10 protein-coding genes are annotated in these 13,612 nt (G+C 45.8%); 7 read left to right on the top strand and 3 right to left on the bottom strand.

Features of this window, described 5'->3' with window-relative positions; genetic code table 11:
• Positions 1-362 precede the first annotated feature (362 nt).
• The 4 genes from malQ to nrdI all read left to right on the top strand — a co-directional run bounded on the left by malQ (position 363) and on the right by nrdI (position 5,417).
• Positions 363-1,874, top strand: a complete 1,512-nt coding sequence (malQ, locus tag SSV_RS10730; protein WP_072074762.1) for a 4-alpha-glucanotransferase — start codon at positions 363-365, stop codon at positions 1,872-1,874.
• Between the two features lie 33 nt (positions 1,875-1,907).
• On the top strand, positions 1,908-4,169 hold the full coding sequence (glgP, locus tag SSV_RS10725) for a glycogen/starch/alpha-glucan family phosphorylase (RefSeq protein ID WP_072074761.1): 2,262 nt from the start codon (positions 1,908-1,910) through the stop codon (positions 4,167-4,169).
• 178 nt (positions 4,170-4,347) lie between these two features.
• On the top strand, positions 4,348-4,866 hold the full coding sequence (locus SSV_RS10720; RefSeq protein WP_072074760.1) for an ABC transporter permease: 519 nt from the start codon (positions 4,348-4,350) through the stop codon (positions 4,864-4,866).
• A gap of 62 nt (positions 4,867-4,928) precedes the next feature.
• Entirely contained in the window at positions 4,929-5,417 is a 489-nt protein-coding gene (gene nrdI, locus SSV_RS10715; RefSeq protein WP_072074759.1) for a class Ib ribonucleoside-diphosphate reductase assembly flavoprotein NrdI, read from the top strand.
• A gap of 31 nt (positions 5,418-5,448) precedes the next feature.
• On the opposite strand, the gene argS is transcribed toward nrdI, so the two are convergent.
• Positions 5,449-7,137 (bottom strand): arginine--tRNA ligase, encoded by a 1,689-nt coding sequence (argS, locus tag SSV_RS10710; RefSeq protein ID WP_072074758.1) that lies wholly within the window; start codon positions 7,135-7,137, stop codon positions 5,449-5,451.
• A 301-nt stretch (positions 7,138-7,438) separates the two neighbouring features.
• On the opposite strand from argS, the gene argR reads away from it, so the two are divergent.
• The gene (argR, locus tag SSV_RS10705; RefSeq protein ID WP_072074757.1) at positions 7,439-7,876 is read left to right on the top strand and encodes an arginine repressor; all 438 of its coding nucleotides are present in this window, start codon (positions 7,439-7,441) and stop codon (positions 7,874-7,876) included.
• 78 nt (positions 7,877-7,954) lie between these two features.
• Positions 7,955-10,504: a DNA mismatch repair protein MutS gene (gene mutS, locus SSV_RS10700; protein WP_072074756.1), complete on the top strand. Its 2,550-nt coding sequence runs from the start codon at positions 7,955-7,957 to the stop codon at positions 10,502-10,504.
• Positions 10,505-10,552: 48 nt separating this feature from the next.
• On the opposite strand, the gene SSV_RS10695 is transcribed toward mutS, so the two are convergent.
• A complete protein-coding gene (locus SSV_RS10695; protein ID WP_002916728.1) occupies positions 10,553-11,023 on the bottom strand; it encodes a DUF3021 family protein in 471 nt (156 codons plus the stop codon).
• Complete coding sequence (locus tag SSV_RS10690) at positions 11,020-11,460, bottom strand: LytTR family DNA-binding domain-containing protein (protein ID WP_002916727.1); 441 nt, start codon at positions 11,458-11,460, stop codon at positions 11,020-11,022. The genes SSV_RS10695 and SSV_RS10690 overlap by 4 nt, the downstream gene beginning before the upstream one ends.
• Before the next feature lie 184 nt (positions 11,461-11,644).
• On the opposite strand from SSV_RS10690, the gene mutL reads away from it, so the two are divergent.
• Positions 11,645-13,588, top strand: a complete 1,944-nt coding sequence (mutL, locus tag SSV_RS10685) for a DNA mismatch repair endonuclease MutL (RefSeq protein ID WP_072074755.1) — start codon at positions 11,645-11,647, stop codon at positions 13,586-13,588.
• Positions 13,589-13,612: the final 24 nt, after the last annotated feature.

Raw genomic sequence — 13,612 nt, 5'->3', positions numbered from 1 at the left:
GCACTTGCTTTCTATGAGTCATGCAAACCTATGCCCAAAATGGTTCTTATAACCAGTGATTTTGCTTAACTATGATGGTCGAAAAAACAAGTATAAAGCAGTTTCTCAGTAAACGCAAACGTTTTCTGTTTGTAAGAACATTTTAACACAAAAAGAGAACGCTTGCAAGAAGAGAAAAACGGCAAATAATTGGGGCTGTAAGAGAGTCCTAAAAGAGCATTATATCCATTAACCAATAAATTGAAAAAAATCTCAAAAACCCCTTGCACTAAAAAAAAAAATAGGTTATAATCAAGTCGACGCAAACGTTTGCATTAAGTAAAAATGAAAAGGCGTAGAGGAAAAAATAACGAGGTGACAAAATGAAAAAACGTCAAAGCGGCGTGCTCATGCACATTTCATCCCTTCCGGGCAAGTACGGTATCGGATCTTTTGGCCAAAGTGCTTATGATTTTGTAGACTTCTTGGTTCGCACCAAGCAGCGCTATTGGCAGATTTTGCCACTGGGAACGACCAGTTATGGTGATTCTCCTTATCAGTCTTTCTCTGCTTTCGCAGGGAACACCTACTTTATCGATTTTGATATTCTGATAGAAGAAGGTTTGCTGAACGAGGCAGATGTCAAGGGAGCTGATTTTGGAGATGATCCTAGAAAAGTGGATTATGCAAAGATTTTCGATGCTCGTCGTCCAATCATGGAAAAAGCAGTTGCTCGCTTCTTGAAAGCAGACGATCTGTCTGACTATGAGAGCTTTGTGGAGCAAAATGCAGCTTGGCTGGAAGTTTTCGCTGAGTACATGGCTATCAAGGAGCATTTTGATAATCTAGCTTGGACAGAGTGGCCGGATGAAGCGATCCGTCGCCGTGACGCTGCTAGTCTCGCTTCTTATCGTGAGAAGCTGGCTGACAAGCTGACCTACCATCGTGTAACTCAGTATCTCTTCTTTAAGCAGTGGTTAAGATTAAAAGCCTATGCTAATGAACATCATATCGAGATTGTCGGTGATATGCCAATCTATGTGGCAGCTGACAGTGCTGATGTGTGGGCGCAGCCTCACTTCTTTAAGACAGATGCTGTTGGCAAGCCAACTTGTGTGGCAGGATGTCCGCCAGATGAATTTTCAGAAACTGGCCAGCTTTGGGGCAATCCTATCTATGACTGGGAAGCTATGGATAAGGATGGTTATGCTTGGTGGATTGAGCGCCTGCGTGAAAGCTTCAAGATTTACGACATTGTCCGTATTGACCACTTCCGCGGCTTTGAGTCTTACTGGGAAGTACCTGCTGGTTCAGAAACTTCTGCTTCTGGTAAGTGGGTCAAAGGTCCTGACTACAAACTTTTTGCAGCGGTTAAGGAAGCCTTGGGTGATTTGAATATCATCGCAGAAGACCTAGGCTTTATGACGGATGAAGTGATCGAGCTGCGTGAGCGCACTGGTTTCCCAGGAATGAAGATCTTGCAATTTGCCTTCAATCCTGATGATGAAAGCATCGATAGCCCGCATCTGGCGCCAAACAACTCAGTCATGTATACCGGAACCCATGATAACAATACTGTTCTGGGCTGGTACAAGGATGAGATTGACGACGCTACTCGCCAGTACATGGCTCAGTACACTAACCGTAAGGAGTACGAAACAGTACCCCATGCAATGCTACGCACAATCTTTGCTTCAGTCAGCTTTATGGCCGTTGCGACCATGCAAGACCTGCTGGAATTAGACAGTGCAGCACGGATGAACTATCCATCCACAATTGGTGGCAACTGGACTTGGCGGATGACAGTTGAAGAGCTGAATCCAATCGTCGAAGGTGAGCTTTACAGCTTGACCAAGACTTACCGTCGGATGAATACCGATTTAATTAACGAATAAAGAACAGCCGAATCAGGCTTGAAGGGATTAATCATGTCAAACTTACAAACTTATATCAAAAATACTTATTCAAAAAATCTTGCTGATTGCAGCAACGAAGAACTCTACCTGGCTCTTTTGAACTACACTAAATTAGCCAGCGCTCAAAAGCCAGTCAACACTGGTAAGAAAAAACTCTACTACATCTCAGCTGAGTTCCTGATTGGTAAACTCTTGTCTAACAACTTGATCAACCTTGGACTTTACGACGATGTGAAGCAAGAGTTGGCAGATGCTGGCAAGGACTTGATCGAGGTAGAAGAAGTTGAGTTGGAGCCGTCTCTGGGTAACGGAGGCTTGGGTCGTTTGGCTGCCTGCTTCTTGGATTCTATTGCGACCTTGGGTCTCAATGGTGATGGTGTAGGACTGAACTACCACTTTGGTCTCTTCCAACAGGTTTTGAAAAACAACGAACAGACAACTATTCCTAACTTCTGGCTGACTGAGCAAAACTGGTTGGTTCGCTCTAGCCGCAGCTACCAAGTGCCATTTGCTCACTTCACTTTGACATCTACTCTTTACGATATTGATGTGCCTGGTTACAAGACAGAAACTAAGAACCGTCTTCGTCTCTTTGATTTGGACTCAGTGGATGCGGATATCATCACAGACGGTATTGACTTTGATAAGACAGATATTGCTCGCAACTTGACCCTCTTCCTCTATCCAGACGATAGTGACAAGCAAGGGGAATTGCTCCGTATCTTCCAGCAGTACTTTATGGTTTCAAATGGTGCTCAGCTGATTATTGACGAAGCCATTGAAAAAGGCAGCAACTTGCATGACTTGGCAGACTATGCTGTCATCCAAATCAATGATACCCACCCATCTCTGGTTATCCCAGAAATGATTCGTCTCTTGACAGAACGTGGTTTGGATCTGGATGAAGCAATTGCCATCGTACAGAAGATGACTGCTTATACGAACCACACGATTCTGGCAGAAGCTCTTGAAAAATGGCCTCTGGAATTCTTGAAAGAAGTAGTACCGCATCTGGTGCCAATCATCAAAGAGCTTGACAAGCGCGTGAAAGCTAAATACGCAGGTCCAGCAGTGCAAATCATTGATGAGGACGATCGTGTGCACATGGCGCACATGGATATCCACTACGGATACAGTGTAAATGGTGTTGCTGCTCTGCATACAGAAATCCTGAAAAATTCTGAGCTTAAAGCCTTCTACGATATCTACCCTGAAAAATTCAATAACAAGACCAACGGTATTACTTTCCGCCGCTGGCTCATGCATGCCAACCCACGCCTGTCTCATTATTTGGATGAGTTGCTGGGCCGAGACTGGCACCATGATGCAACTAAGCTCGAAGGCTTGTTGGAATTCACTGGCGCTGCAAATGTCAAAGAAAAATTGGAAGGTATCAAGGCTCATAACAAGCGTAAATTGGCTCGTCACTTGAAGGAAGCACAAGGCGTGGAAATCAATCCAGAATCTATCTTTGATATCCAAATCAAGCGTCTGCATGAGTACAAGCGCCAACAAATGAACGCTCTCTACGTTATCCACAAGTATCTGGACATCAAGGCTGGTAACATCCCTGCTCGTCCAATCACTGTCTTCTTCGGTGGTAAGGCTGCTCCTGCTTACACAATTGCACAGGACATCATCCACCTCATCCTTTGCTTGTCAGAAGTGATTGCTAATGACCCTCAAGTGGCTCCACACCTGCAAGTAGTTATGGTAGAAAACTACAATGTTACAGCGTCTAGCTTCTTGATTGCAGCTGGTGATATTTCTGAGCAGATTTCCTTGGCTTCTAAGGAAGCATCTGGTACTGGTAACATGAAGTTCATGCTTAACGGTGCTTTGACTCTTGGTACTATGGACGGAGCGAATGTTGAGATTGCAGAGTTGGTCGGCGAAGACAACATCTACATCTTCGGTGAAGATTCTGAGACTGTTATCGACCTCTACGCAAAATCTGCTTACAAGTCTAGTGAGTACTATGCGCGCGAAGCTATCAAGCCATTGGTTGACTTTATCGTCAGCGATGAAGTATTAGCAATCGGTAAAGCTGAACGCTTGGAACGTCTTTACAATGAACTGTTCAGCAAGGACTGGTTCATGACCCTGCTGGATCTGGAAGACTATATCCAAGTGAAAGAGCGCATGCTGGCGGATTACGAAAACCGCGATGCTTGGATGGACAAAGTCATCGTCAATATCGCCAAAGCTGGCTTCTTCTCATCTGACCGTACTATCGCTCAATACGAAGAAGAAGTATGGCACTTGAACAGCTAATATTCTTTGAATTTAAAAAGCCGAGACAGTAGTGTTTCGGCTTTGATTTTTGAATAAAATATGTGGATAGAGAATTAGCTATTGTGTGGGTTTCTGAAAAGGCGAAAGCCTCTTGGTCTTGTCAGCTTTTTCTTTTCGGTGTATAATAAGTGAAAATATTTCTTTACAGGAGGCGTTCATGAAAAAGAAACCAATTTATCTTTATATTTTGCTGGGCTTGTCAACCGTGGGAACCTTGTGGGGGCTTTTGGGGAAGTTCACTTCTTCTGATGCTGGAGTGAAAAGCATTCTTAAGCAGATAGAAGAACCAGCAAAATCGCAGTATGCCACTTATTTTAGCAAGAGTGCAGAAGTGGCGAATTCGCTAGCCAATAATTTCTTTTTTTACGGGCACATCGTTCTCTTAATATTGGCTATTTTCTTCCTTTTTAGGAAAGATATATTTAAGGCCAATCTTATCTACATTGCCGATGTTCTTGTGGGCTTGATTTCGACAGCCTATGCTTATGTGGTATCAAAGGGAATTATAGCTTCTTCTTTCTCGGACTCAACTCTTCTTTCGGCACAGATGACGGGGTTGAATTTCTCCATCCTCCTTTCAGTAGTCATTAGCCTAATCTTCCTTTCCATCGTCGTCTTTAAGCTAATCCAGCAGCAAAAAGAGGCTGAAAAAGCGGAACTAGCTGCAAAGGAATAAGATTTGACAAATAACAGATAAGTGCTTACAATTTTAAGAAGCAATATCTGTTATTTTTTAGAATGGAGAGTAAAATGACAAAGGTTTCCTTGGTTTACATCAGCTTGAGCGGCAATACAGAGAGTTTTGTCCGACGGCTGACAGACTATTTGCTGGAGCAGCATCTAAGCCTAGAGGTAGAGAAGATTCATATCAAAGACTTGGTAAGGGAAGGGCAGCCCTTTTTTGAAATGGACAATCCTTTTATCGCTTTTCTGCCGACTTATCTGGAGGGTGGCAATGGTGTCGACAATGGCGATGTAGAAATTCTGACAACTGATGTTGGAGACTTTATTGCCTATGGTCAGAATGCCAGCAAGTGTCTGGGTGTCATTGGCAGTGGCAATCGTAACTTTAACAACCAATACTGTCTGACAGCCAAGCAATATTCAGAGCGCTTCGGATTTCCGGTTTTGGCTGATTTTGAAATGCGTGGCATGTTGGGAGACATTAAGAAGGTTGCAGGAATTATTGAGGATCTCTATCACATTGAAAAAAACGAAAACCAGTGAGGTTTTCGTTTTTTGATGTTCTAAATCAAGCTTACATCTTTTCTGGGGCTTCTACTCCCAGCAAACGCAGAGCTTCTTTGAGGACAACAGCTGTTGAGTAGCTGAGAGCCAAACGGCTGTCGCGCTCAGGGCTTTCATCCAGAATCCGAGTGTGCGCATAGTATTTGTTAAAGGCTTGAGCCAGACTGATAGCGTATTTGGCAATCAGAGATGGCTCATAGTTATCAGCAGCACGCTTGACAACACGACCGAAGTCTTGGAGCAGCTTGATAATTTCCCAGCTTTCTGGATCGTTTAGGCTGTAAGTAGCCTCTGCATCTGGCTGGAAGTTAGCCTTGCGCAGGATAGACTGGATACGAGCATAGGCATACTGGATGTAAGGACCTGTTTCTCCCTCGAAAGAAACCATAGCTTCCAGATCAAAATCGTAACCATTGCGGCGGTCGGTTTTGAGGTCGTAGAACTTAACTGCTCCTACCCCAACTGCACGAGCAACAGCGTCCTTGTTTTCCAAATCTGGGTTTTTAGCTTCAATCTGACTTTTTGCCCGGCTGATAGCTTCCAGCAGAGTTGGTTCGAGGAGGATGATGTTTCCTTTACGTGTAGACAGTTTTTGACGGTTCTTAGTCACCAGACCGAAGTCAACGTGAATCATGTCATCGCTCCAGTCAAAGCCCATCTTTTTCAGAACGGCCTTGAGCTGTCTGAAGTGGTTGGCCTGCTCTTGACCTACAACATAGACATTTTTGACAAAGTTGTAAGTGCGGGCCCGGTAGATGGCTGTAGCGATATCTCGTGTGATGTAGAGGGTAGCACCGTCTGATTTTTTAATCATAGCAGGCGGAAGGTTGAAGTCTTCCAGGTCTACAATGCTAGCTCCTTTTGACTCCTGTAAAAGCCCTTTTTCTTCGAGGATTTGAATCCCTTCGTCCATCTTGTCATTGTAGAAAGCTTCACCGTTTAGGCTGTCAAATTCGACACCTAGGAGTTCGTAGATACGGTTGAATTCTGTCAGACTTTCATCGCGGAACCATTGCCAGAGCTCAGTTGCTTCTGGGTCGCCATCTTCCAGCTTCTTGAACCAAAGGCGGCCTTCTTCATCCAGAGATGGGTCGTTTTCAATCTCGGCATTGATACGCACGTAAAGTTTGAGGAGCTCGTCGATAGGGTTAGCTTCAACAGCTTCCTGGCTTCCCCACTTCTTATAAGCTACCATCAAGAGGCCAAACTGTTTGCCCCAATCTCCCAAGTGGTTGATTTTGATGGTGTTGTAGCCAATCTTGCGGAAGATGTTGGAAAGAGCGTCACCGATAACAGTAGAGCGCAAGTGGCCGACTGAGAAAGGCTTGGCAATGTTTGGACTGGACAGGTCGATGGTGATATTCTGATTATTTCCTTCGTTTTGCTGGCCATAGTCAGCTCCGTCTTTGATGACTTCTTTGATAACTTGGCCAGAAATTTCAGCTTTGCTGAGGAAAAAGTTGACATAAGGACCAGTCGCAACGACTTTGTCAAAATGCGCCGTGTCAATCTTTTCAGCGATGTCAGCAGCGATGATTTGAGGAGCTTTGCGCTCAGTCTTTGCCAGAGAAAAGGCTGGGAAGGCGATATCGCCAAGTTCAGAGCTCTTTGGCTGCTCCAATAAATTTAAAATAGCGTCTTGATCAAGGCTGTCAATAACCTTGGCCAATTCGCCGGCAATCAACTGTTTGTTATCCATATTTGCTCCTTTGTGTCTTTTGTTATTATTTTATCACATTTTTCAAGGAATCTTCAATTTTTTTGGGAATAATTTTTGGGCTAATAGGAATTTTTCTGATATAATAAGAGGGATAAGAACCTGTATTTATAGATGGGCTTTCCATCTGAATGCTTCCTTGCCTGTCACTCTTCGTTAAAGTTTTTTGTTTATTCTCAGTATTCCTGCAAATCTTTGCCTAGATTGATGGAGAAGCAGTCTTTCATCAGATGGAGTATTCTTATATGAATGCAGCTTCTAATTATTCAATAATGAGGTAAAAATGAGAAAGAATGACCGTCATCAGTTAGTCAAAACGATGATTAAAGAAGAAAAGCTAGGAACGCAAAAGGAGATTCAGGATCGTCTGGAAGCGCAAGGGATTTATGTGACGCAGACTACCCTGTCGCGTGACCTCCGTGAAATTGGCCTGACCAAGGTTAAGAAGAAGGGGCTGACTTATTATGTTTTGGCGCATGAGACCGAAGAGATTGACTTGATAGAGTTTTTAGCCAAGCATGTGGAGAGTGTAGCCAGGGCGGAGTTTAGTCTGGTTCTTCGTACTGAGCTGGGCGAGGCAACAGTGCTGGCCAATGTCGTGGATAGCTCGCTGGATAGCCGTATTCTGGGAACCGTTGCGGGTGCCAATACTCTTTTAGTAGTTTGCCGGGATCAGGCAGCGGCTCAGGAGATTGAGGAGCAAATACAGGAAGTGATGTAAGAATCACAGTTTTTTCAGGAAAAATGGAGAGGTTTGAGACGGAAGTCCTGACCTCGTTTGTTTTTAGAAAGGATAGAGATGGCAGTAGAAAAGTTATCGCCAGGCATGCAGCAGTATTTGGATATTAAAAAGGACTATCCAGATGCTTTCTTGCTCTTTCGGATGGGGGATTTCTATGAGTTGTTTTATGATGATGCGGTCAATGCCGCCCAGATTTTAGAGATTTCTCTCACCAGCCGCAATAAAAATGCTGAAAACTCCATTCCCATGGCCGGAGTTCCCTATCATTCGGCACAGCAGTATATTGATGTTTTGGTCGAATCAGGCTATAAGGTAGCGATTGCAGAGCAGATGGAAGATCCCAAGGAATCCAAGGGCGTTGTTAAGCGGGAGGTCGTTCAGGTTATCACGCCGGGGACTGTAGTGGATTCCAGTAAGCCGGACTCTGCGAATAACTTTCTGGTGGCTCTGGATTACTCAGAGGGCCTCTATGGTCTGGCTTATATGGACTTGGTGACCGGTGAGTTTCAGGTGACTAGTTTAGAGGACTTTAGCTTGGTCTGCGGGGAAATTCGCAATTTGAAAGCTAGGGAAGTGGTGCTGGGCTATGCCTTGCCAGAAGCTGAGGAGCAGGTCTTGGCTGGACAGATGAACCTCTTACTGTCCTATGTACAGACGGCCTTGGATGATGTCCAGCTGCTGGGCGAGGAGCTGTCTCCTATGGAACGTCAGGCAGCAGGGAAATTGCTGGAGTATGTGCACCAGACCCAGATGAGGGAGCTCAGCCATTTGAAGAAGGCTCAGCATTATGAAATCAAGGACTTTCTGCAAATGGACTATGCTACCAAGGCGAGTCTGGATTTGACAGAAAATGCTCGCTCAGGCAAGAAGCACGGCAGTCTTTATTGGCTGATGGACGAGACCAAGACGGCCATGGGGGGTCGCATGCTGCGCTCTTGGATTCAGCGTCCGCTGATTGATGAAGCGCGAATCATCCAGCGGCAGAATGTTGTCGAGGTCTTTCTGGATCATTTCTTTGAGCGGAGTGATTTGACGGAGAGCCTCAAGGGAGTCTATGATATCGAGCGGCTGGCTAGTCGGGTTTCTTTTGGCAAGACCAATCCCAAGGATCTGCTGCAGCTGGCAGCTACATTGGGCAATGTGCCTCAGATTAAGGCTATCTTGCAAGGAATCGGTAGCCCGCATCTAGCTCGTTTGATTGAGGGCTTGGATCCTATTCCAGAGTTGGCAGGCTTGATTAGCTCAGCTATTTCTCCGGATGCACCCCATGTCATCACCGAGGGCAATATCATTCGGACAGGTTTTGATGAGAACTTGGATCAGTATCGTCTTGTGCTGAGGGAGGGGACCGGATGGATTGCAGAGCTGGAGGTCAAAGAGCGTTCCAACAGCGGCATCAGCAATCTAAAGATTGATTATAATAAAAAAGATGGCTACTACTTCCATGTGACCAATTCCCAGCTGGCTCATGTTCCCAGTCATTTCTTCCGCAAGGCGACCCTGAAAAATTCGGAGCGTTTCGGAACGGAGGAGCTGGCCCGAATTGAGGGAGAGATGTTGGAGGCGCGTGAAAAATCTGCTAATCTGGAATACGAAATTTTCATGCGGATTCGAGAGGAAGCTGGCAAATATATCCAGCGCTTGCAGGCCTTGGCACAAACGCTAGCAGCTGTAGATGTATTGCAGAGCTTTGCTGCGGTGGCAGAACAACTGCATTTGGTGCGTCCCGTCTTTACTGCGGAGCGCCGTCTGCAGATTGAAAAAGGCCGCCATGCTGTCGTGGAAAAGGTCATGGGTGCCCAAAGCTACATTCCAAATAGTATTCTGCTGGACCAGGAAACGAACATTCAGCTGATTACCGGGCCAAACATGAGTGGGAAATCGACTTATATGCGCCAACTGGCTATCATTGTCATTATGGCACAGATGGGTTCTTATGTGCCTGCTCAGTCTGCCAGTCTGCCTTTATTCGATGCGATTTTCACTCGTATCGGTGCAGCGGATGATCTGGTGTCCGGCCAGTCCACTTTTATGGTGGAGATGATGGAGGCCAATCGGGCCATTCGACAGGCCAGCGAGCGTTCGCTCATTCTCTTTGATGAGCTGGGTCGCGGGACGGCTACTTATGATGGGATGGCGCTGGCTCAGGCTATTATCGAGCATATTCATCATTATACTGGGGCCAAGACCCTCTTTGCCACCCACTATCATGAGCTGACAGCTTTAGAGAATAGTTTGGAGCATTTGGAAAATGTTCATGTGGCAACCTTGGAAAAGGACGGGCAGGTGACTTTCCTGCATAAGATTGAGCCGGGTCCGGCTGACAAGTCCTACGGAATTCATGTGGCGAAGATTGCCGGACTTCCTGAGAAATTACTGGAGCGGGCGGACAGCATTTTGAGTCATTTGGAGAGTCAGGATACAGCGTTAGGATCAGAGCTTCCTGCTGAATCCAGACCGAAGCAGTCACAAGTGGCTGAGCAGATGTCTCTTTTCGCAGAAGGATCGGAAAATACGGTTCTAACTGAACTCCGAGACTTGGACATCTACAATATGACTCCCCTGGAAGTCATGGCAGCAGTGGCCGATCTCAAGAAGAAGTTGTAAAAGCAAAGAACAGACTTGTTAATGCCTCAAGTCTGTTCTTTTTATTTCTCACGATTTGCTAGACAAGCCGCTATTGATTTTTTGAATGTTGCGGTAGGTGTGGTAATAGATGGCGCCTGAAATGATTAGATAGATAAGGGTGAATTCCCCGACGGCAGTCAGTGTCAGGCTGAATATTTTTTCTCTTGGGAAAAATCCAGCTAGATTAGCCAAAAGTGCAAAACTCAGAATCATCACACCATAGTGGCTGACGATGGAGCGCAGGATGCTCCAGTCTCTTTGGAAGAAGCTTCCGCTCCATCTGAAAACAGCTCCCATGATAAACCAGATAAGCAGGCAGTAGAGCATGATGAGGGAAACATGGACATGCTGGCTCAAAAAGAAGTGGCCGATAGGAGAGCGAGGGTGAAGCGGTAGATAAGCTGGGTTGTAAAAATAAGAAACAATCATGGAGAAGAAGAGACCGATGAAAATCCCTCCAATTCCTCCGAAAAAGAGTTCTTTAAGACGAGTTTTCATAATTGCAACCTTTCTTTGATAGATTTGAGATAGCGGCGGGACGAGTAAGTCTGGTCGCCGTTTTTCAGAAATATTTGAATCAGACCATTTGGAGTCAGCTTGAGGTGGCTGATTTGTCGGCTGTTGATAATTTCCGACTGAGAAATCTGCAGAAAATAGTCCGGAAGGCTCTGCAGCAACTGATAAAGAGCTTGTTGAGCTCGATAGCTGTCTTTTGCTGTTCGGACTCGGAGCTGGCGATTTTCTGTATAGATTCGGTGGATTTCCTTAGCATCCAGCAGATAGATTTCGTTCTCTTTTTTGACATGAATCTTGTCTTCTTTGCCTAGATGTTGAGCAAAGTGGATCAATTCCTGAATGCTTTCGGTCATGAGTCGAGCTTCAATGCTGACGGAGTCTTCGGTGACTTGAGAATCGATTCTTAGCTTAACTTTCATAACTTCCTCCTTTCACCTTTATTAAACCGCAACTTGGCAGCGAAAACAAGCCCTTGTGTCTATGTGGCAGCTATTTGTGTCTATATGGTTTGTCTTGTGAGCAGAGCGGGCAAGATAAGTCTGCCCTCTGATAGAAAGAGCCCAATGTGTTATAATAGATAGCAGAACAAATACGGAGAAAAAGATGTCAAAAATTATCGAACTTCCAGAAATTCTAGCCAATCAGATTGCGGCTGGCGAAGTCATTGAGCGACCTAGCAGTGTGGTCAAGGAGCTGGTGGAGAATTCAATTGATGCGGGTGCCAGCCAGATTACCATCGAAATCGAGGAGGCCGGACTCAAGAGCATTCAGGTGACGGATAATGGTGAGGGCATAGACCACGAAGATGTCCCTCTGGCTCTTCGACGCCATGCTACCAGTAAAATCAAGAAACAAGCGGATCTCTTTCGGATTCGGACACTGGGTTTTCGTGGCGAGGCCATTCCTTCCATTGCTTCTGTCTCGCGTTTTACCATTGAGACTGCAACGGAAGCTGGTCAGCACGGGACTCTGCTGGTTGCCCAAGGCGGTGAGATTGAAGAGCATGAGCCTGCTAGCAGTCCGGTGGGAACGAAAATCAAGATAGAAGATCTCTTCTTTAATACTCCAGCCCGGCTCAAGTATATGAAGAGCCAGCAGGCTGAGCTGTCCCATATCGTTGATGTGATTAATCGGCTCAGCCTAGCCCATCCAGAGGTGGCTTTCACCCTTGTCAGCGACGGCCGCGAAATGACACGGACTGCCGGCAGTGGCAATCTGCGTCAGGCTATTGCAGGCATCTATGGTCTGGCAACAGCCAAGAAAATGGTGGAAATCTCTGCTTCGGATTTGGACTTTGAGGTGAGCGGCTATGTCAGTTTGCCTGAGTTGACTCGTGCGAATCGGAATTATATTACGATCCTCATCAACGGCCGCTACATTAAGAATTTCCTGCTCAATCGCGCTATTTTGGACGGCTACGGCAGCAAGCTGATGGTAGGCCGCTTTCCACTCGCGGTCATCAATATTCAGATTGACCCCTATCTGGCCGATGTCAATGTCCATCCGACCAAGCAAGAGGTGCGGATTTCTAAAGAGCGGGAACTCATGACCTTGATTTCGCAAGCTATTGCGACCAGTCTCAAAGAGCAAGACCTTATCCCGGATGCTTTGGAAAATCTAGCCAAATCAACTGTTAAGCGTGCCAATAAGCCTGAACAGACTAGCCTCCCGCTGAAAGAAAATCGCCTCTACTACGATAAGGAGCAGAATGACTTTTTCCTCAAGCCACAGGTGGCCGAGCAGCAGTTATCCTTTGAAGAATCAGCAGAGCCTGTTCATGAAGCGACAGATGAAAAATCAGAACCGCAACCGACTTCGGTCAAATTTGCAGAGAGAAGGCCAGTTAGTTATGACCAGCTAGACCATCCAGAGCTAGACCAGGCCAGTCTGGAGCGGGCTGTGGATAAGCTAGAACAGGAAGAGAAGTCAAGCTTCCCAGAGTTAGAATATTTTGGTCAGATGCATGGTACCTATCTCTTTGCTCAAGGCAAGGGCGGTCTTTACATTATTGACCAACATGCTGCTCAAGAGCGGGTCAAGTATGAGTATTATCGGGAGAAGATTGGGGATGTGGACAATAGCCAGCAGCAGCTCTTGGTGCCTTATATCTTTGAATTTCCAGCGGACGATATGCTGCGAATCAAGCAGCGGATGGAGCTGTTAGAAGATGCTGGCATCTTTTTAGAAGAGTACGGAGCCAACCAGTTTATCCTCCGTGAGCATCCCATTTGGTTCAAGGAAGAGGAGATTGAAGCCGGCATCTATGAAATGTGTGATATGCTTCTCCTGACCAAGGAAGTTTCTATCAAGAAATATCGAGCAGAGCTGGCCATTATGATGAGCTGCAAACGCTCCATCAAGGCCAATCACAGTCTGGATGACTACTCTGCGCGTGACTTGCTCTTTCAGCTGTCCCAGTGTGACAATCCTTACAACTGCCCACACGGTCGGCCGGTCTTGGTCAACTTTACCAAGTCAGATATGGAAAAAATGTTCCGTCGCATTCAGGAAAATCATACTAGCCTGCGGGAGTTGGGGAAATACTAAACTGTATAGAAGATCAAACAGCCC

The organism is Streptococcus sanguinis (assembly GCF_001078705.1).
GTDB classification, from domain to species: domain Bacteria; phylum Bacillota; class Bacilli; order Lactobacillales; family Streptococcaceae; genus Streptococcus; species Streptococcus sanguinis_D.
The sequence above is the reverse complement of the archived record's forward strand: the minus strand, read 5'-3'. Positions and strand labels throughout refer to the sequence as shown.

What these genes read in the sequence shown, in the direction of transcription:
- mutS (WP_072074756.1), top strand. Translation starts at nt 7,955, where the DNA reads ATGGCAGTAGAAAAGTTATCGCCAGGCATGCAGCAGTATTTGGATATT.
- SSV_RS10720 (WP_072074760.1), top strand. Translation starts at nt 4,348, where the DNA reads ATGAAAAAGAAACCAATTTATCTTTATATTTTGCTGGGCTTGTCAACC.
- mutL (WP_072074755.1), top strand. Translation starts at nt 11,645, where the DNA reads ATGTCAAAAATTATCGAACTTCCAGAAATTCTAGCCAATCAGATTGCG.
- SSV_RS10695 (WP_002916728.1), bottom strand. Translation starts at nt 11,023, where the DNA reads ATGAAAACTCGTCTTAAAGAACTCTTTTTCGGAGGAATTGGAGGGATT.
- nrdI (WP_072074759.1), top strand. Translation starts at nt 4,929, where the DNA reads ATGGAGAGTAAAATGACAAAGGTTTCCTTGGTTTACATCAGCTTGAGC.
- glgP (WP_072074761.1), top strand. Translation starts at nt 1,908, where the DNA reads ATGTCAAACTTACAAACTTATATCAAAAATACTTATTCAAAAAATCTT.
- malQ (WP_072074762.1), top strand. Translation starts at nt 363, where the DNA reads ATGAAAAAACGTCAAAGCGGCGTGCTCATGCACATTTCATCCCTTCCG.
- SSV_RS10690 (WP_002916727.1), bottom strand. Translation starts at nt 11,460, where the DNA reads ATGAAAGTTAAGCTAAGAATCGATTCTCAAGTCACCGAAGACTCCGTC.
- argR (WP_072074757.1), top strand. Translation starts at nt 7,439, where the DNA reads ATGAGAAAGAATGACCGTCATCAGTTAGTCAAAACGATGATTAAAGAA.
- argS (WP_072074758.1), bottom strand. Translation starts at nt 7,137, where the DNA reads ATGGATAACAAACAGTTGATTGCCGGCGAATTGGCCAAGGTTATTGAC.